The sequence below is a fragment of the Qipengyuania sp. NPDC077410 genome (assembly GCF_044543405.1).
GTDB lineage: Bacteria > Pseudomonadota > Alphaproteobacteria > Sphingomonadales > Sphingomonadaceae > Qipengyuania > Qipengyuania pacifica.
This window is the reverse complement of the sequence record NZ_JBITWB010000001.1, coordinates 445356-463809: the sequence shown is the minus strand read 5'-3', so window position 1 is coordinate 463809 and position 18454 is coordinate 445356. Positions and strand designations below refer to the sequence as shown.

At 60.1% G+C, this 18454-nt stretch carries 16 protein-coding genes; 8 read left to right on the top strand and 8 right to left on the bottom strand.

The window, feature by feature from the left end; all coding sequences use genetic code 11:
• Positions 1 to 50: 50 nt before the first annotated feature.
• From ACIGGE_RS02305 to ACIGGE_RS02270, 8 genes are all read right to left on the bottom strand, one after another.
• Positions 51 to 1337 (bottom strand): cytochrome P450, encoded by a 1287-nt coding sequence (locus ACIGGE_RS02305; RefSeq protein ID WP_397489312.1) that lies wholly within the window; start codon positions 1335 to 1337, stop codon positions 51 to 53.
• A 111-nt stretch (positions 1338 to 1448) separates the two neighbouring features.
• Positions 1449 to 2084 carry a peroxiredoxin gene (locus tag ACIGGE_RS02300; protein WP_063506149.1) on the bottom strand — a complete coding sequence of 212 codons (636 nt, stop codon included), beginning with the start codon at positions 2082 to 2084 and terminating at the stop codon, positions 1449 to 1451.
• A 193-nt stretch (positions 2085 to 2277) separates the two neighbouring features.
• A complete protein-coding gene (lspA, locus tag ACIGGE_RS02295) occupies positions 2278 to 2721 on the bottom strand; it encodes a signal peptidase II (RefSeq protein WP_160728995.1) in 444 nt (147 codons plus the stop codon).
• A 32-nt stretch (positions 2722 to 2753) separates the two neighbouring features.
• Positions 2754 to 4148, bottom strand: a complete 1395-nt coding sequence (locus tag ACIGGE_RS02290) for an aldehyde dehydrogenase family protein (protein WP_397489311.1) — start codon at positions 4146 to 4148, stop codon at positions 2754 to 2756.
• Positions 4145 to 5785 carry an acetolactate synthase large subunit gene (locus ACIGGE_RS02285; RefSeq protein ID WP_397489310.1) on the bottom strand — a complete coding sequence of 547 codons (1641 nt, stop codon included), beginning with the start codon at positions 5783 to 5785 and terminating at the stop codon, positions 4145 to 4147. Before ACIGGE_RS02285 ends, ACIGGE_RS02290 begins: the two co-directional genes overlap by 4 nt.
• Before the next feature lie 335 nt (positions 5786 to 6120).
• The gene (locus tag ACIGGE_RS02280; RefSeq protein ID WP_397489308.1) at positions 6121 to 6375 is read right to left on the bottom strand and encodes a hypothetical protein; all 255 of its coding nucleotides are present in this window, start codon (positions 6373 to 6375) and stop codon (positions 6121 to 6123) included.
• Between the two features lie 26 nt (positions 6376 to 6401).
• Positions 6402 to 8342: an FTR1 family protein gene (locus tag ACIGGE_RS02275; protein ID WP_397489307.1), complete on the bottom strand. Its 1941-nt coding sequence runs from the start codon at positions 8340 to 8342 to the stop codon at positions 6402 to 6404.
• A complete protein-coding gene (locus tag ACIGGE_RS02270) occupies positions 8339 to 9001 on the bottom strand; it encodes a cation transporter (protein WP_397489306.1) in 663 nt (220 codons plus the stop codon). The genes ACIGGE_RS02275 and ACIGGE_RS02270 overlap by 4 nt, the downstream gene beginning before the upstream one ends.
• A gap of 86 nt (positions 9002 to 9087) precedes the next feature.
• Between ACIGGE_RS02270 and ACIGGE_RS02265 the strand changes: the two genes are divergently transcribed.
• The 8 genes from ACIGGE_RS02265 (at position 9088) to ACIGGE_RS02230 (ending at position 18431) form a co-directional block, all read left to right on the top strand.
• Positions 9088 to 9501: a helix-turn-helix domain-containing protein gene (locus ACIGGE_RS02265; RefSeq protein ID WP_050600446.1), complete on the top strand. Its 414-nt coding sequence runs from the start codon at positions 9088 to 9090 to the stop codon at positions 9499 to 9501.
• Between the two features lie 329 nt (positions 9502 to 9830).
• Entirely contained in the window at positions 9831 to 10178 is a 348-nt protein-coding gene (locus ACIGGE_RS02260) for a hypothetical protein (RefSeq protein WP_050600445.1), read from the top strand.
• A 63-nt stretch (positions 10179 to 10241) separates the two neighbouring features.
• Positions 10242 to 11495: a TolC family protein gene (locus tag ACIGGE_RS02255; protein WP_050600444.1), complete on the top strand. Its 1254-nt coding sequence runs from the start codon at positions 10242 to 10244 to the stop codon at positions 11493 to 11495.
• Positions 11496 to 11506: 11 nt separating this feature from the next.
• Positions 11507 to 12655: an efflux RND transporter periplasmic adaptor subunit gene (locus ACIGGE_RS02250; protein ID WP_050600443.1), complete on the top strand. Its 1149-nt coding sequence runs from the start codon at positions 11507 to 11509 to the stop codon at positions 12653 to 12655.
• 22 nt (positions 12656 to 12677) lie between these two features.
• Positions 12678 to 15974, top strand: a complete 3297-nt coding sequence (locus tag ACIGGE_RS02245; RefSeq protein ID WP_050600442.1) for an efflux RND transporter permease subunit — start codon at positions 12678 to 12680, stop codon at positions 15972 to 15974.
• A gap of 440 nt (positions 15975 to 16414) precedes the next feature.
• The gene (locus ACIGGE_RS02240) at positions 16415 to 16786 is read left to right on the top strand and encodes an STAS/SEC14 domain-containing protein (protein WP_050600441.1); all 372 of its coding nucleotides are present in this window, start codon (positions 16415 to 16417) and stop codon (positions 16784 to 16786) included.
• Entirely contained in the window at positions 16783 to 17412 is a 630-nt protein-coding gene (locus ACIGGE_RS02235) for a cation diffusion facilitator family transporter (RefSeq protein ID WP_050600440.1), read from the top strand. Before ACIGGE_RS02240 ends, ACIGGE_RS02235 begins: the two co-directional genes overlap by 4 nt.
• Positions 17409 to 18431, top strand: a complete 1023-nt coding sequence (locus tag ACIGGE_RS02230; protein WP_050600439.1) for a sodium:calcium antiporter — start codon at positions 17409 to 17411, stop codon at positions 18429 to 18431. The genes ACIGGE_RS02235 and ACIGGE_RS02230 overlap by 4 nt, the downstream gene beginning before the upstream one ends.
• Positions 18432 to 18454 lie beyond the last annotated feature (23 nt).

The window sequence follows — 18454 nt, the reverse complement described above, 5'->3', positions numbered from 1 at the left end:
TGCAATCGGACGTTCCTTTCTGAGAGATCTCAACGCGTTCCCGGCTCTCCTCAAGTCTCTTTCAAAGACCGCTCACTGCGCCGGATATCCTCGAGAATGATCTTGCTGCCTGGCAGCGCCGGCATCCGGGAACGATCGATGCGCAGATCCTGCGCGGGAAGCCGATATTCCATTTCGCAAAGAAGCATTCGCAACGAGCGCTCCATCACTTCGAGCACGACTGTCTCACCGGGGCAGCGATGATTTTTCGAGACATCGCCGCCGCCCTGAGGGATTAATGCGAACGCGGAAAAGTCTTCCTTGCGAAAGCGATCCGGATTGACGATTTCCGGCTCGTTCCAGAGATGAGGATCAGTGTTGGTTGCGTGTAAGTCGAGCAGGAAACGTCGGCCGGCGGGAAAACGGACATTTCGCCAGCGAAAGTCCTTTCGGCTCCTGGCAGCGACCGCAGGGAAGAACGGATAGAACCGGCGCACTTCCTGCACGAAACGGCCTAACTCAGAGCGATCGGATGCAGGGGTCGGAGCCACATCGGGAAATGAATGGAGAGCATGCGCCAGGAGAGTGATATAGACAGACGTAGCGACGGTTGGGCGCAGAACGTTCAGCAGTTCGACGGCAGCGATCCTGGGACTTAGCAGCGCACCATCCTCATCCCGGTGCGCAGCAATCACAGCCAGCGCCGATTCAGCGGGTGGGACCAGACGGCGGTCACGCGCATCCTTGATGACGCGAGCAAGCCACGCTTCGGAACGGCTGCGAGCGCGCCGGGCCCGAAAATGGCCCAAGCCGAGCGCGGCCGCGCGGTCGAAGAGTAGAACAAGGTCGCGAGTTCGCTTGATGCGCTCTTCAGCCGGTAGTGGCACACCGGCCCAGTCGCACACTGCTTCGGCCAATATGGGATGCAGCGCTTCGTAGAAGATTACCTGCGATTCCCGGGTCCATGCCGGGAGCTGGGCCAACCACATTTTCTCGAATTTCTCTCCCAGAGCCTCGACACGCTCTTGCGTCAGCAACGACACGAACATTTCCTTGCGCCGCAGATGCCGCTCGCCATCCAGACCCTGGACTCCGCCCTTGCCAGTCAAAGTCGCCCGAACCGGTTCCGGCATCGCGCCGTCGCGCGACATTCGCGCTTTATCGTAGAACATCTCGGCCGCAGCTTCGCCGCGCAGGCACACAGTCCGCCGGAGCAACAGGCGGGTTTCGAACATATTGCCACCGGTTCGCGAGCAGACCGTGTTTACGAAGTTATAGGGCCGCCTCAGGAAATGGAGTGTGCTGTCGAAGGGCCCTTGCGGTATGAGTTCTTCGCTCTGTTTTATGGAACGTTTCATAGACCAATACCGTCCTCTCGATTTGGCATATCGGTGCCGAGCCAGGCACCAACCGGCGCGCTTTTGATTATGCTCCCGCCGATAAGTCTCGCATTGCCCCTTATGCTGCGATCAATCCTGCGGCTGCGGTGTGACGCGCAGATAAGGTTTTACCGTCTCCCAGCCTTTGGGGAATTTCTCACGCGCTTCTTCATCGCTGAGCGAAGGCACGATGATGACGTCCTCGCCCTGCTGCCAGTTCACAGGTGTGGCCACGCTGTGGTCCGCCGTCAGTTGCAGCGAATCGATAATCCGCAAGATCTCTTCGAAATTTCGTCCCGTGCTCGCGGGATAAGTGAGCGTAAGTTTCACTTTCTTATCGGGACCGATGATGAACACCGAGCGGACGGTGAATGAATCATCAGCCTGCGGATGGATCATTCCATAGAGATCAGCGATTTCACGATCCGGGTCCGCGACCAGCGGAAAGTTGAGAGCATGACCCTGGGTTTCGGCAATGTCGCCCGCCCAAGCTCGATGATCTTCGAGCGGATCGACGCTGAGACCGATCACTTTGACGCCGCGTTTGTCGAATTCAGGCTTGAGGCGGGCAACCTCACCAAGTTCCGTCGTGCAAACAGGAGTGAAATCCGCAGGGTGCGAGAACAGCACCGCCCAGTCGTCACCCATCCATTCATGGAATTTGAGCGTGCCATCGGTTGTGTCGGCCTCGAAATCGGGTGCGGTGTCGCCAAGTTGAAGTGTCATTGAAAATCTCCTGTGGTGAGCGCTAAAGCAACGCAGCTACACGTACAGATGGGTGCTACAGTTGCTGTAGGTGCAACCGAGATCGCGACCAAGCGGCGTTCAGACGCGATAGACGGCATCGCCAGCGTGCTGGTGTGGCGACCTTCCGCGCTATGCGGAAGCGTTCGTCTTTTCTCATTGCGTCCGGTCTTAATCAGCTCGTATTCGCGCTGGTTTCAGGCTGGTCTTCGCCCACCAGGATCAAAAGCCCCAGTCCCGCTACGATCGCGACGTCGGCCAGATTGAATGATGGCCAATGAAAATTGTCCCAGTACAAATCGATAAAGTCCCTGACGGCGCCAAACATCAGCCTGTCTGCAACGTTGCCGAGCGCTCCGCCAATCGCCAAGCTCAAGCCGAGCGCATGGATGGGGGATCGGGTTCTCATCAGCCAAATCCCGAGCATGCCCGAAAGCAGAACGCCGATCGCGATAAGGATCACGGGGGCTGCTCCACCGGCCAGTCCGAAAGCCACGCCGCTATTGGCGATGGCGACTAGATTGAAGCCCGGGAACACTGCGATCACGTTACCCGAACCAACCAAAGAATGCGCCCAGGTTTTCGACAATTGGTCGAGGCCGAAGCTAACCAGAATCAAAACGGGCGCAAGCCGTTTCGCCGCGCTCAAGGTCATCGGACGCTGGATGGTGCATTCACGACCACCATCTTTTCTTCGCTCATATCGACCATCGTATAACCTATACCGCCTGTTCCGAGACCCGACTGACGACGTCCTGCGAACGGCATCCAGTCGACGCGAAATGCGGTATGATCGTTGACCATTACGGCTGACGCGGCCAGCGTTTCGACGCAGTAATCGGCCCAGGACATTCGGTCGGTAAACACAGCCGCCTGAAAGGCGTAGGGAAGCGCGTTCGCTTGGCCGATCGCAGCATCGACGTCGTCGTATCCGTAAATGCAGACCACAGGGCCAAACACTTCCTTGCGCGATACATCGGCGTCGCACGGCGGATCGACAAGGACCGTGGGCTGGTAAAGGGTGGAACCCATGCGCTTACCCCCTGCGGCGAGCCTGGCGCCGCCCTGAACGGCTGCATCGACCCAGGATGCGACGCGGTCGACTTCGGCAGGACGAATGAGCGGACCGCATTGGGTTTCCGCTTTGGTCGGATCGCCCACAGTCAGCGCTTCTGCTCCCTCAGCGAGCTCGGCAGCGAAGTCCGGCAGTTCGGCGCGCGGAACGAACACGCGCTGCACCGAGACGCAGACTTGTCCAGAATGATAAAAGCCGCCTTTCAGGAGAGGAGGAATTACCTTGCCGCTTGCGACGCCCTCATCGACGAGGACTGGAGCCGCGCCACCGTGTTCCAGTGCCAGGCGGGTGCCCGGCGCCAGTTTGGAGCGGAGCATCCAGCCAACTCTGGCCGAACCGATGAAGGAGAAAAATGCCGTCCGCGAATCGATGACCATTTGTTCGGCGACATCGTTCGAACATGGCACAAAGCGGCACCAGCGTTCATCGAGTCCGGCTTCATAAAGGATTTCGACGAAGCTCTTGCAGGAAAGGGGCGTGTCCTTGGCCGGTTTCACCAGAACAGGGCATCCGCTTGCGACTGCCGGTCCCACCTGATGGGCGATCAGGTTCAGAGGATGATTGAAAGCGGAGATCGCCACGACCGGCCCAATCGGCTCACGGAAGGTATAGGCTTTGCGTCCTGCCCCCGCCTGCGTCAGGTCCATCGGGATTTCGCGCCCGCCGCTGGCGAACAATTCGTGTATGCACAATTCGACGCTCTGAATGGCGCGACTGGTTTCCACGCGCGCGTCGACGATGGGTTTACCGCCCTCGAGCGCAATCTGCATTGCCAGTGTCTCCGCGCGCTCGCGCATCAGCCCGATGGCGCGCTGCAGGATGGCGATGCGTTCATGCGCGGGGAGCCGCGCTTGTCGGTCTTCGTGCAGCGCGCGCGCCTCGTCGAGCCAACGATCGACTTGCGGCCAGTCGACCAGCTCAACGCTGCCAATGCATTCCTGGTCGTAGGGATTGAGGACCTGCCACGTCATTGGGGACACTCCATCGCCTTGAGTTCATCGATCAGAACCTTGCGGTTCTCGGAGTAATCCACCGGCAAGTCGACAAGGTGAACGCCGCCGCTTTCAAACCCTTCATTCAAGGTCGGTACCAGTGCTTCGCTGCTTTCGATCCGGTGGCCCGTCGCACCATAACTCTTCGCATAGGTAACGAAGTCGGGGTTGGCGAAGCTCAGACCGTAATCGGGAAAGCCAAGTTCTTCCTGCTTCCACCGGATCATACCGTAAGCGGAATCATTGAGGATGAGTACGACGAGGTTGAGGCCGAGCCTGACCGCGGTTTCCACCTCCTGCGAATTCATCATGAACCCGCCATCGCCGCATACGGCGAGCACGCGGCGCTCGGGCGACAGCATCGCTGCCATCATCGCCGAGGGGAGACCCGCTCCCATCGTCGCCAGCGCGTTGTCGAGCAGAATCGTGTTCGGCTCATGCGCGATATAGTTGCGGGCGAACCAGATCTTGTAGATGCCGTTGTCGAGTGCGACGATGTCGTCGCGGCCCATGACCGCCCGTACATCTGCAACGATGCGCTGGGGCACCATCGGAAAGCGGCCATCGTCGCTGCCTTGGCGGATGTGCGCCGCGATGTCCTCATGGACTTTGGCGTAGGCTGCCGGGTCACTAGGGTGTTTGCCGCGCAGCCGGTTTCCCAGTCGCTCGACAGATCCGGCAATATCGCCGATGACTTCCAGCTGCGGGAAATAGACCTGGTCGACCTCTGCGGCCTTGTAATTTATATGGATAACAGTGCGTCCGTCAGGCTCCATGAAAAAGGGCGGTTTCTCGACCACGTCATGGCCGATATTGACGATCAGGTCTGCGCGATCGATGGCGCAATGAACATAGTCATCCGATGATAGAGCCGCCGTTCCAAGATACAGGGGGCTTGCCTCATCAAGCACTCCCTTGCCCATTTGCGTATTGAAAAACGGAAATTGGGTGTCGTCGACGAACTTTCGGAGCGCCTTACAAGCGCTACGTCGGTTGGCCCCGGCACCAACCAGTAGCAGCGGGCGATCGGCGGCCAGAATACGCTCGGCGGCTTCGTCTAGCGCGGCATCTCCGGCCACCGCATATTGTCGGGGGTGGGGCGCCACGACAGGTTCGGAGGTTTCTTCCTCGGCAATGTCTTCGGGCAGCTCCAGCAGAACTGCACCGGGTCGCTCTTCCTGAGCTCTCCTGAAACCTTCGCGCACGAGCGAAGGAATGCGCTCCCCATTCACGATCTGCTTCGCCATCTTGCACAAGGGAGTGAAAAGCGAGACAACATCGACGATCTGGAACTGCGCCTGCTTCGAGACCTTGATGGGTTTTTGGCCGGTTATCATGACCAGCGGGAAAGCGCCCAGAGCGGCATAAGCTGCGGGCGTCGTGAGGTTTGTCGCCCCTGGTCCCAGCGTGGCAAGGCATACGCCGGCTTTACCGGTAAGGCGACCGTAGGTAGCCGCCATGAAACCCGCCCCTTGCTCGTGCCGGGTAACGATCAGACGGATCGACGAGGTGCGCAGCGACTCCAGGAGATCGAGGTTTTCTTCGCCAGGCACCGCAAAGATATATTCGACGCCTTCGGCTTCCAACGCGGCGACAAGGAGATCGGATGCTTTCATGGAATAGTTCTCGCGTTGGTGTGAAAAGTCTTTGCTCTGCGTCTTATTCAGGATGTGCCGGTGAATTACCGCCTCATTCCGGCGTCTCCTTGTTCGAAGGTGTGTCAGCGGTACATGCAAGGCATATTCAAGTCGGTGTAGTCCTCGAACCGCAAAAGAAGCCGCAAGGCCTTGCCTAAATATAGGACAACCGTTCCATCTAACCCCTGTTCCGAGACTTCAGGCGCCGGTCGTTGCGGGATAGAACAAGGAGCTGCCCCTCGAATCGCACAGTCCAGCTGCATCCCGGTTCGATCGATTGATCGCCGATTCAGAAAAAGTGCGGCTTGCATTCATCAGAACCGTATCGTCGGCTTCCCGATGTCTTCGAAGTATTGCGAGACACCGTGGCGCAGATTGAGATCAAAAACCCGCTCGCCGCTTTCTCGTTCGTATGAACAAAGTGTAGGAATGTGAAATTGGCAGCGCTCGGTTACCGAAGCGAGCGTCGCACTCCTGCCTGTTAACAGGTCACGTCCGCCGTACACCGCTGTTCCCCAAGCACCAGCGCCAAGCACCGCAGCGCCAAAGATAGAATGTCTATCGATCATATCGCTTCCCTGCGCCCGGGGCGCAATCAACCGGTTTCGGCATGCAGTGTCCGAACTTGCGTGCCCTTTCTTTTGTTGCGCCAATATCCCAGCGCAATGAGGGCGAGCGTGAGAATTTGCGCGACCACCGGCTCGAGCGCCGGTGCCACACCAAGGATTGGTAAACGGGGCAGCCCCGGGAGCGGGGTGATGCGCATCAATCCGGCTTCCTGGAGGCCCGAGATACCCTTCCCGGCCAGAACAACGGCGAGAACGCCGATGAGGACCGAACTATACGCGAAGAAGGTTCCGATCGGCAGTCGGCGGCTGTAGCGCAGCATCACCCAGGCAATCAGCGCCAGTAACACGACTGCGGACGCGGAGCCGGCGAAAATCGCGCCGGTATGGCCTTGCGTCCAGAGCGCTGCGAAGAACAGGATCGTCTCGAAGACCTCCCGGTAAACCACGAGAAACGCCAGCCCAAACAGAAACCATGCGGACCTGCGCGAGAGAGCGTGCTGCATGGTTTTCTGGATATAGCGTTGCCATTCGCCGGCCTGCGATTTGCCGTGCATCCATATGCCGACCGACAACAGTATGAGAGCGGCAAAAAGCGATCCGAACCCCTCTACGAGTTCACGACCTGCCCCACTTATGCCGATCAGGTAAGTCGCTGCCACCCAAGTCAGGCCACCGGCGACAAGGGCCGACAGCCATCCGCCATGGACGAAGGGCAGAACTTCCGTTCTCTCGGCCTTGCGCAGGAACGCGATCATCGCGATCACGATCAGCAATGCCTCGAGCCCTTCGCGCAACAGGATCGCAAAGGCTCCTGCGAATGCCGACGCCTCACTGGCATTGTCCGGGGCGAGGACCGTCTCGGCGCGGTAGAAAAGAACGTCGAGCGCATTCACCCTTTGGGCGACGGCGGCCAGCGGATCCCCGCGACCTATTGCCGCTCGAAGCTCCGCCATGCCGGTTTCGACAGATGCGAGCAGGTCTGCATCGCGCGTGCTTAAAACGGCTTCCAATGGTTCGAAGCCATCCAGATAGGCCGAGAGTGCGAGTTCGCGCGCTTCGGCCTCATTACCCGCTTCGTAAGCGGCAAGACTTTGCTGCAAGCGTTTGCGTGCCAAAGCGAGTGAGCCGGTCGTATCGCTCGCCATGGCTTCGGGATGAGCCCGCAAATAGGCCATAACGGCATCGGCACGCTCGGTGCTGATCGCCTCGCCAAGGGTTGCCGGCGTAAGGCCGGATAGAGCGGCGAGGTCAGGAATACGCGCCCGGATTTCCGGATCGTCGTTCCAGATCCGTCTGCCGCGCTCCACATCCTCAAATGCGATCGACCCTGAATAGTAGGCCAGGCTCCAGCGATCTTCCGCCCCGAGATCGGAAAAGCCCGGCATGGCCGTTCCCTCCAGACCCTGTCCAATGACCTGGTAGAGCGCGAAAGCGCTTCGCTCGCGGGCACGGACGACGTCGTCGAACGCGATTGGCGGGGGATCGAGTCCCTCTGCCGCGGGGCCGTCGCCTCCTCCGCTCACGCCATGACAGCTTGCGCAGTTCTGGGCGTACAGCGCGGCACCTCGCGCGAGGTCGGGTGCCGCCTCGGGAGCAAGCGGAACGGGAAACGCCGCGATCAGCTCGCTTGCCAATCTGCGCGCGTCTCGTGCGACGACAGCAGGCTCCACCTTCGTCGAGATTGACTCGACGAGAGCCTCTGCCTCCGCAACCAGCTGGGCACGGTGCGCGTTTGCGGGCAGGGCAGCCATGCGTTCGGCTACCGAGGCAGAAAATTCCTGCATTTCGGCATACTCCAGCTCGTTCGTGACTTCACCGCCGCTAACGGCTTCGGTGTAATCCACGGCGATGTAATCGAGCAGGCGCCAGGTCGTCTGAACCGCGTCATGCGTGCCTGCAGAAGCGGGCATTGCGACTGCGATCGACAAGAAAGCGATCAATTGGACCGCAAAAGCACGTAGCGTCATTTGGAGGCGGCCTTTCCGAGAGCCGGAGCATGTTGCGCGCGAAGTTCTTCGGTCGCGCGTTTTACAATGAGGTAAGCCGAATGCAGGAAGATCAGGGCGATCACCGCTGCGACCAGCAGATCGGGCCAAGCTTGCCCGGTCCAGGCGACCAGGGCAGCAGCGATGATCACTCCGACATTGGCGATCGCGTCATTGCGGCTGAACAGCCAGATCGCGGATACATGTGCGTCGCCTTCGCGAAACCGCATCAGCACAAGCGCCGCCGCGATGTTGACTATCAAGGCTGCGACGGCGATCCCGCCCATCAAGCCGGCTTCCGGCGCGACCGCGTTAAGCGATCGCCAGACCGCCAGACCGATCACTCCGAGGCCTAGTACGCCCAGAAACAGGCCCTGTGCCAGCGCGACCCGGGCGCGCGTGCGGGCAGTCCACGCAAGAGCAAGGATGCCGATGAGCGTGATCGATCCATCGCCGATGAAGTCGAGAGCGTCGGCCTTGAGCGCTTGGCTGTCCGCCAGAAACCCGCCGAAGGCCTCGAAAACGCCAAAGCCCAGATTGAGCAATACGACGATCCAAAGGGCGCGGCGATAGGCGGGGTCTGCGCCTGCTCTTTGCGTATCGCCTGTGCAGCCGCAATCCGATGTTTCGTTATTCGACATGAGGCATTAGGTAACACCTCTAGCAACTGTAGGAGCAAGCCAAAATTGCGAATGGTTCGCGGTTTCGGAGCTGGAGGAGTGAGTTCATGCTTATCGGAGGTCTTTCGAAGGCGACGGGCACCAAGGTCAATACGATAAGGTTTTATGAGGATATCGGACTGATGCCCGAAGCCGCGCGTACGGCAGCGGGGCAGCGAACCTACAAAGAGCAGGACGTCGAGCGCCTTTCCTTTATTCGGCATGCTCGAAAATTGGGGTTTTCGATCGATGAAACACGCTCGCTTTTAAGCGTGAAGGCGAGACCGGATCAGAGCTGTGACGAGGCGGGTGACATCGCTTTGCGGCACCTTCGAGCCGTGGACGAGCGCATCAGTCGGCTACAAGCGCTTCGTTCCGAACTGAGAAGTGTGGTCGCGGCCTGCACGGGCGGCGAGGTTTCCGAATGCAAAATCATCGAAACGCTTTCTCGAAACCCAGCCGCCTCTTCCGCGGGTCGCTGACGCGAAAGCTATAATGGGACTATGGACACCGAACCCAGACAGCAAAAAAGTGCTTGCACCTCCAGTCGCTGGAAGCGTTATCATCGTGATAATCCAGATTCTGATGTCGTGATCTAGGATTGGATGGCTGATTATGACGGAACTTGGGTAATTTGAATATTAATCAGCTTTCGCCTTATAAGAACGCTGCATTCATTCCATGGAATTTGGTCGAAAAAGAAACTACTCGAACAATATTCATTGTCCGGACGCTTCGTGACAATATCACATTACAGCAACCGAGAAGATTTTTGTTTCAACTTTCGTTTCACCTTGTTAGGGGCCACAGGATGTTCGATCTGAACGCCTTGATTCCCGTCAGGATTGTCGCCGCCCTTTTGGCGGTCGCAGCGCTGATGGCGTCTCCGGCGGTCGAAGCAGCGCAATGTGCGGACGAGCTGTCAGAAATAGCCTATTCGGTCCAGATGTTCGACATTGATGCGGACGAGAGCCCGCAAAACGAAAGCCCGGAGCAGCAGGAATGCGCCCACGGGCATTGCCATCACGTCGCCGCAGCACTGAAATCGAAGCTTTTAAACGACATGCCCGACCGGCTTAACATCACGGTTGGGTCGCATATGGCCGAAGAATTATTCGGCGATGCGAGCAATTTACCCAAACGCCCTCCTCGCGCCTGACGACCGTCACTGCGCTGCTTGACGCAGCGCATTTCGATTTGTCAGCAGAGAGAGTTTTGAAAAATGCCAGCCATCAAATGGCGAGGGGCCCTAATAGCAGGGCTAACCCTCGCCGCAATTGTCACGCCTGTGGCAGCGCAGGAGCGGGAGCTTCTGACGCTCGACGAGGCGTTGGGCCGGACAGGCGTGGTTGCCGAACCCGCTAACACCGAGTTAAACCCGCGCATCGTCGGCCCTCGAGCGGAAGCCGAGGCGGCGCAGGCTCTTGTCGGACAGGCGCGGTTGCGGCCCAACCCTGAAATATCGCTCGAGGTCGAGAACATCGCCGGGAGTGGGGCCTTCTCCGGGCTAAGCGCCACCGAATATACGCTTGCTGTCGGACAGCGGCTCGAACTTGGAGGTAAACGCGGCACACGCGTCGAGGCTGCCCGGGCGCAGGCACAGCTGGCGGATCTGCGGGCTGACCTTGCGGGGGCCGAACTCGGATTTCTTGTCCGTGAACGCTACGTAGCAGCGGCTGCAGCAGCCTCGCGCGTCGAACTGGCCCTCGATGTGGTTGAGCGAAACGAAGAGCTCGCCCGCATTGCCGGTCTCCTCGTAGAAGTCGGGCGCGAGCCCCCGCTCCGTGCTCTTCGGGCCGAAGCGGCCTTGGCGGAAGCGCAAGCCGAACTTCAGGCCGCCGAAGCGACAAGTCTTGCAGCCCGAACGGCCCTCGCCTCGCTATGGGGCGATCAGGGGGCGCCGCCGCTTGTTCCGAGCAGGTTCCCCGGGATCGAACCGCCCGGTGCTGTAATGGCGACAGCAAGCGGTCTGCAATTGCGAGTGGCGCGTGCGGAAAGCACCGCCGCCGCCGCCGAGATCGATCGTGAGCGCAGCCTGCGCATTCCCGATCCCGTCGTTTCCGCCGGTGTTCGACGCTTCGAGGAAAGCAATGACAGTGCCTTTCTTCTCGGTGTCTCGATCCCGCTTCCCTTCTTGAATCGTAATCAGGGCAATATCGCTGCAGCCGAAGCAAGGCTGCGCGCCGCCAATGCTCGCGAGGCTGTAGCGTTGGCCGATTTCGAGCAAGCCGTGACGCGCGCACGATCGCAATATCTTGCTGCCGAAGCGCGCGTCGAGACGCTTTCCACGACATCACTCCCCCAGGCCGAGGAGGCTCTTCGGCTCGTCCGCATCGGTTATCGCAATGGCCGTTTTCCGTTGATCGAAGTGTTGAGCGCAGCCGAAGCGCGCGATGCCATTCGCGAGGCGTTGATTGCTGCGCAAGAAGACCGGGGACAAGCTGCCGCCGAACTGATCAGGCTGGCCGCACAATGAGGAATACCAAAATGAACCGCAAAAGACTGGCGATCATCGCCGGAATTGTCATACTTGTTTCGGCCTTGATGCTGATGTTCTGGCCTGACAGCCAGGTCGACACCCACGCGGACGAAGAGGTCGCAGAGACAGAACTGCCCGAGGGGCTCGTGCTAATCGAGCAAGAGCAGATCCGCACCGCCGAGATCGAGGTCGCAGCGGTGCAAACGGGTGCCGCTGTCGAACTCGTATTTCCTGCAACGGTTGCGGCAAGTCCGACCGCCAGCGCACGCATCGATGCACGGGCTTCCGGTGTCGTGCGCAGCGTTGGCAAGACGCTTGGCGATTATGTCCGGCAGGGCGAGACCGTCGCTCGGATCGAAAGCGCCGATGCGGCTGCACTCGCTTCCCAGCTTAGTGCCGCCCGCGCCCGCGTAACCGAGCTTTCGGCGGCCTATGAACGGGAGCGCCGGCTATTCGAAGCCAACGTGACCGCACGCCAGGATCTCGAAGCGGCGCGCGCCAATCTTGACGTTGCCCGTTCCGAACTGAACCGGTCGCAGGCGGCCGTCGCCGCGGCAGGCGTGAGCGGCGATGGACGCTCGCTCGCTGTCACCAGTCCGCTTTCGGGCCGTGTGACCGCCGCTCCAATCGTGCTCGGCTCGTTCGTCGACGCCGGGGAGGAGCTTTACAGCGTGGTCAATCCCAGCGGCTTGCAGATCGAGGTTGCGCTGCCTTCCGAAGATGCTTCACGCATCCAGCCTGGCGACGAGGCTGCGTTGATCCTCGGCGATGGAAGGGAGATCGGCGCTCGCGTCCGGTCGGTAACGCCTTCGCTCGATGCCGAGAGCCGTAGCGCGACAGCGGTTCTTACCTTGACGCGCGCCGTTCCCGGTCTGCAGCCCGGATCGTTCCTTCAGGCGCGTATTCGCCCCTCGGGCGAATTGGACCAGAGCCGTATCGCGGTACCCGAAGATGCTGTGCAGGTGCTCGAAGGACGCGATGTTGTCTTCGTGCGGACACGACGCGGATTTCAGGCTCGGGAGGTCGAGATCGGCAGCCGGTCTGCCGGAATGGTGACGATCCTCTCCGGGCTCGAGCCCGGTCAGCGGATCGCGACTGCCAATGCCTTCCTGTTGAAGTCCGAGCTCGAAAAGGAGGGCGCAGAACATGGCCATTGATCAAACCACGGCATCTTCTCCCATGTCTTCGGACGAAGGTAGCCACCGTCACGGCCCGATCGGAGTCATCCTCGATGTCGCCGTTCGTTTCCGCTGGGCGATCATCGTCCTGACCGTGTTCGCAGCGATCTACGGAGCGTTCAATCTGGTGCGCCTGCCGATCGACGCGGTTCCCGACATCACCAACACGCAGGTCCAGATCAACACCAGCGCTGCCGCGCTCTCACCTTCGCAGGTCGAGACGCAGGTGACCTTCCCCATCGAAACCGGACTTGCCGGGATCGAAGGCCTGGAGATGACACGATCGATTTCGCGCAACGGCTTCAGCCAGGTCACCGCGATTTTCGAGGAGGGCACCGACCTCTACTTCGCCCGGCAGCAGGTGAACGAACGGCTCGCGCCGATTGGCGCTTCATTGCCCGAAGGAGCGGAGCCTACCATGGGGCCGATCTCCACCGGCCTTGGCGAAGTGCTGATGTATACGATCGAGTATGAGCATCCCGGTGGCAAGGGTGCGACCACTGGTGGCCGCACAGGCTGGCAGTCCGATGGCAGCTTCATCACCGAACGCGGCGACCGCCTCGAGAGTGAGGTGGCTAAGGCGGCCTATCTGCGCACTGTGCAGGATTGGGTGGTCGCGCCGTTGATGCGCTCGATCGACGGCGTGGCCGGCGTGGATTCGATTGGCGGGTTCGAAAAGCAATTCCTTGTTCAGCCCGATCCGGCACGTCTCACCGGCTATGGCCTGTCATTCGACTCACTCATCGATGCTCTAGAAGCCGCCAATCTGGCGGCAGGCGCCAATTTCGTCGATCGTGCCGACGAAGCCCTGCTTGTCCGCGTGGACGCGAGGCTGGGCAGCATTGCCGACATCGAAGAAGCCGTCATTGCGACCCGCGAGGGCGTGCCCATCCGCATCGGCGATGTGGCCGATGTGGAGATCGGCGGCGACCTGCGAACCGGTGCTGCTTCACTGAACGGTGAAGAGGCGGTGGTGGGAACCGTGCTGATGCGCGCGGGCGAGAACAGCCGGACCGTTGCGGCTGGTGCTGCCGAGAGACTTGAAGAGGTCCGCGCATCGCTTCCGGACGGAGTTGTCGCTGAGATTGTCTACAATCGTTCCTCACTAGTCGATGCGACGATCTCCACCGTCGAAAAGAACCTGCTCGAAGGCGCATTGCTCGTGATCGCCGTCCTGTTCCTCTTGCTCGGCAATATCCGCGCCGCCATAATCACCGCACTGGTCATTCCCGTTTCGATGCTGATGGCAGCGGTGGGGATGAACCGGCTTGGTGTCTCAGGTAATCTGATGAGCCTGGGCGCGCTCGACTTCGGGCTGATCGTCGATGGTGCGGTCATCATTGTCGAGAACAGCGTCGCCCGGCTTGCGGCCCGGCAACATCGCGAAGGACGCTTGCTTACCTTGGGTGAGCGGCTGACCGAAACGCGTCTCGCAGCGCAGGAAATGATCAAACCGACCGTCTACGGTCAGGCGATTATCTTCCTCGTCTTCGCGCCGCTGCTGACCTTTACCGGGGTCGAGGGCAAGACGTTCTCGCCCATGGCGATCACGATGATGCTCGCGCTGGCTTCGGCCTTCGTTCTTTCATTGACCTTCGTGCCAGCGATGATTGCGGTCCTGCTCAACAAGAAGCTGACCGAAAAGGAGGTGAAGCCCATTCGCTGGGCCAAAGAGCGCTACGGTCCCGCCGTGCGCAAGGTCATTGCGCGGCCCTGGCCGATGATTGGTGCCGGGGTTGGTCTCTTCACAGTAGCGGTTTTTGTGTTCGGCTTTCTGGGCAGCGAGTTCACCCCGCAGCTCGATGAACGCGACATCGCGGTGCAATCCTTGCGCATCCCCTCGACATCGCTCGAACGCTCGCTGGCGATGCAGCGGCGGGTCGAAGACCGGCTCGAAGAGTTTCCCCAAGTTGATCTTGTGTTCTCACGGACGGGCACGGCCGAAGTCGCCAGCGATCCAATGCCCCCCAATGCTTCGGACGCTTATGTCATCCTGAAGCCTCGCGACGAATGGCCCGATCCCGATTTGCCGAAAGATGAGCTTGTTGGTGAAATGGAAAGCGCGCTCGGAGGCCTCATCGGCAATCTCTACGAGTTCAGCCAGCCTATCGAGCTGCGCTTCAACGAGCTGATCGCCGGTGTGCGCGGCGATGTCGCGGTCAAGCTCTACGGCGATGACCTCACTGCGCTCACCGAAGCTGCGGGCGAGGTCGCGGGCGTGCTTGGAGGTGTCGAAGGCGCCGCGGACGTGAAGGTGCAGCAGGTGACCGGCTTTCCTACGCTGGACATCGCCTTCGATCGCCCGACCATCGCGCGCTATGGTCTGACCGTCGAGGAAGTGGCACAGTCGGTTGCTATCGCGCTCGGCGGGCGGCCAGCAGGACTGGTGTTCGAGGGCGATCGCCGTTTCGATGTTGTCGTGCGCCTCGAGGATGCTACGCGCGACGATTTCGACCAGCTCGGCGCGCTCCCGATCGTGCTTGAAAACGGGGTCACCGTTCCTTTGCGGACATTGGCCGATTTTCAGGTCGTCGATGGCCTTGCCGAGGTTCGGCGAGAGCAGGGCCGAAGGCTTGTGATCGTCTCGGCCAACGTACGCGAGCGCGATCTCGGCTCCTTTGTTGAGGAAGCGCAGGAAAGGGTTTCGACCGGCGTCGATATGCCGCCGGCCTCCTTCATCGAATGGGGCGGACAGTATCAGAACCTGCAGGAAGCGCAGGCGCGGCTCACCATCGTCGTCCCGATTGCCTTCGCTCTGGTTCTCCTCTTGCTGTTCATGGCTTTGGGTGGATGGGTTCCAGCGCTTGCCGTGTTCAGTGCCATTCCCATGGCCTTGGCTGGCGGGGTGTTCGCTCTGGCGCTGCGAGGCTTGCCATTCTCGGTGTCGGCAGCGGTCGGCTTTATCGCGCTTTCCGGCGTGGCGGTGCTCAACGGTCTCGTCATGATGACCGCGATCCGGCAGCGACTCGACAGCGGGATGTCACTGGATGAGGCGATTGCCGATGGCGCGCTGGCGCGACTGCGACCGGTGCTCATGACCGCGTTGGTGGCGTCGCTGGGTTTTGTGCCGATGGCGATTGCCACAGGAACAGGTGCTGAGGTGCAACGTCCCTTGGCTACGGTGGTTATCGGCGGGCTGATCACAGCCACTGCGCTCACGCTGTTCGTTTTGCCAGCGATCGCTCGCCTGGTACTCGATGATGGCAAGGAGAAGCGAAGCTGGCGCCAAAGATGGTGGGACCGCCTGCGTCGCAACGTCACGCCTGAGGAACGTAAAGAACTTCGGGATGTTACTTGAAGGGGAGGGCTAATTGAAGTTAGCTAGGTCAATTTGTCTGCCTCAGATCGCTTCGGGACTGACAAGTCTCGAAGCGATCCGGTATCGGACTCAATTGCGGGCGCGCGGAGCCTCGGCAGAACGCCCGGCTGCGATACGGGCACGGCGTGGGTGTTTTTCGCCGATGGCTTCTATGCAGAGGTGCAACCTTCGGACGGTGATCTGTCCGCTGTCGGCATCTGGCGCGATGAGGGTGAGGCCATCGCATATACCATGACCATAAGCCCTTCGAACGGCATGCGCGGCCAATGCAAGTGCGCCATCTTACGATCGAAGATTGTAGCCCGGGACGGCCCTTCACCTGCAACTATCGAGGTTTCGAGCGCATCTTTTACCGCTGTCCAGAGGACGCGCCAAAGCCGCTCGACGGTCGCGCGGAACATTCAAGAGGAGAAATCGCCATGCTCACCGCAATCGAAGATAACGGTCTGTTGCTCATCAGGGCGGACGGAACGCTTTCCGATAGCGACTATGACCGCTTCGTTCCGTTTTTCGAGCGCGTCGCGGCGCGAGTTCCTGGGACGGTTCCGATGCTTATCGAACTTGCTCCCGACTTTTCTGGCTGGGATATGGGCGGTCTCTGGCGCGACCTGAAATTCGATGCGAAGCACAAGGACAGCTTCGGCCGGATCGCGATGGTCGGCGATAGTAGTTGGGAAGAGTGGGGCACCAAGCTTTTCGATCCGCTATTCCGCGCGGAGATGAGGTTTTTCACACCTGTCGAGCGGGTTGCCGCCGAAAGCTGGGCGAGAGACGGAAGGAATGCGTCATGAGCGGCGAAGGCGAACTCAACCTCGATTCGGCCGAAAAGCGCCGCACTCTCTGGATCGTTTTCTGGCTCAATGTGGCGATTGCGATAGGGTTTTTCATCACCGGGGTAATCGGCGATTCCAACGCGCTGATTGCCAATGGGCTCGACAATTCGTCGGACGCGATTGTCTATGCATTGAGCCTGCTTGCGCTCACCCGCTCCCGGGTCTGGAAGCGCGGAGCCGCGCGTTTTTCCGGGGTCATGCTGCTTGTGTTCGCAGGCGGTGTGATTCTCGATGCCATCCGGCGCTTCATGGAGGGTTCGGATCCGATCGGCGGCGTCATGATGGTGATGGCGCTGGTTGCCGGTGCGGTGAACCTCTGGTGCCTTTACCTGCTGAAACGTTTGCAGAATAAGGATGTCAATTTACGTGCAGCCACCACGTTCAGTTTGAATGATTTCGTTTCGAACGGCGGGATTATCATAGCGGGTATCGTAGTGTTTTTCACCGGATCGAATTGGCCCGATCTCGTCGTCGGGATCGGTGTGGCCTGCATAGCGATCTACGGCGGCATCGAGATCCTGCGCGATGCGCATATGGACATCCATGAGGAAGAGGGCACAGAGCACGAGGGCTGGCGCAAGTGATCGCGGTCTGGGCAGCGGTTCTCCTCGCCGCCGTCTGGGCCGCTCATTGGGGCGCGGAACGCCTGTCCGCACCGCTCAAGAAATTACGCAAGCAATGGGGGTTCTCCGTCGCGGCGGGGGGCTCCTTTTTAGGTCTAGCCGCCGCTTCGCCAGAGATGGGCATCAATGTGACGAGCGCTGCTCGTGATGTGTCCGATATCGGCCTTGGCGCCATGCTGGGTTCGACCGTTCTGGTGATTCCGGTGATCGTGACGACCGCTTATCTGGCGACCCGTAAAGGGGCCCTTGAAGGTGCTGACAAGGAGCACAAGAAGCATCGTCGTGATCATTACGTCGCGGTCGATAAGGGGGCTCTTACCGTCCAGGCGCTGCCTTACCTGGCGATCCTCGCGGTCTTCGCTCTACTGACGCTTCCCGCCCCTTGGCGCGGGTTGCAGCCGATCGATGGATGGCTGCTGCTGATCGCGTATCTCGCCTATCTCCTTCAGGCTCTCGTTCGGGGCCGAGAGAAGGGAGAGGAGGTAGAGTGGAGTCTAAAGGAGAAATGGATGGCCATAGCGGGCGTCGGCGCCCTGGCGGTCGGGGCCTACTTCACCGTATTCTCGACCGAAAGGATCGTGAGCGCACTCGGCATCCCGAATATCGTCGGCGGTCTTTTCATCACTGCCGCCGTCGCATCGCTGCCCGAGGTGTTCACGACCTGGAGCGTCGCGCGCTCCGGTCAGGTGACCTCCGCCAGCACAAGCGTGATCGGCGACCATGTCGTGACCATGACGCTCGCCTTCATCCCGCTCACCATCATCGGAACGCCGATCGAGAATTTTCAACTCTTCTGGGTCAGTCTCGCGTTCGTCGTGCTGATGGCCGCGCTATACGCTCTCTTTCTTTCGTTGGGAGACGAAGAGAAAAGAGGCTTTGGTCGATGGCACATCTTCGCGTTCTGGGCAGCCAATGCGGCTTTTATTGCCGTAATATTCCTGTGGGTGAAGCCTTTGCAAGTCTCCGGAGGAGCCGGATGAGCAATGACAACCGAGATCAGGGT

Bases quoted from the DNA above. Each gene is read 5' to 3' on its own strand.
- ACIGGE_RS02305 (WP_397489312.1), bottom strand. From the start codon at position 1,337: ATGAAACGTTCCATAAAACAGAGCGAAGAACTCATACCGCAAGGGCCC.
- ACIGGE_RS02300 (WP_063506149.1), bottom strand. From the start codon at position 2,084: ATGACACTTCAACTTGGCGACACCGCACCCGATTTCGAGGCCGACACA.
- ACIGGE_RS02290 (WP_397489311.1), bottom strand. From the start codon at position 4,148: ATGACGTGGCAGGTCCTCAATCCCTACGACCAGGAATGCATTGGCAGC.
- ACIGGE_RS02285 (WP_397489310.1), bottom strand. From the start codon at position 5,785: ATGAAAGCATCCGATCTCCTTGTCGCCGCGTTGGAAGCCGAAGGCGTC.
- ACIGGE_RS02280 (WP_397489308.1), bottom strand. From the start codon at position 6,375: ATGATCGATAGACATTCTATCTTTGGCGCTGCGGTGCTTGGCGCTGGT.
- ACIGGE_RS02275 (WP_397489307.1), bottom strand. From the start codon at position 8,342: ATGACGCTACGTGCTTTTGCGGTCCAATTGATCGCTTTCTTGTCGATC.
- ACIGGE_RS02270 (WP_397489306.1), bottom strand. From the start codon at position 9,001: ATGTCGAATAACGAAACATCGGATTGCGGCTGCACAGGCGATACGCAA.
- ACIGGE_RS02265 (WP_050600446.1), top strand. From the start codon at position 9,088: ATGCTTATCGGAGGTCTTTCGAAGGCGACGGGCACCAAGGTCAATACG.
- ACIGGE_RS02260 (WP_050600445.1), top strand. From the start codon at position 9,831: ATGTTCGATCTGAACGCCTTGATTCCCGTCAGGATTGTCGCCGCCCTT.
- ACIGGE_RS02255 (WP_050600444.1), top strand. From the start codon at position 10,242: ATGCCAGCCATCAAATGGCGAGGGGCCCTAATAGCAGGGCTAACCCTC.
- ACIGGE_RS02250 (WP_050600443.1), top strand. From the start codon at position 11,507: ATGAACCGCAAAAGACTGGCGATCATCGCCGGAATTGTCATACTTGTT.
- ACIGGE_RS02245 (WP_050600442.1), top strand. From the start codon at position 12,678: ATGTCTTCGGACGAAGGTAGCCACCGTCACGGCCCGATCGGAGTCATC.
- ACIGGE_RS02240 (WP_050600441.1), top strand. From the start codon at position 16,415: ATGCTCACCGCAATCGAAGATAACGGTCTGTTGCTCATCAGGGCGGAC.
- ACIGGE_RS02235 (WP_050600440.1), top strand. From the start codon at position 16,783: ATGAGCGGCGAAGGCGAACTCAACCTCGATTCGGCCGAAAAGCGCCGC.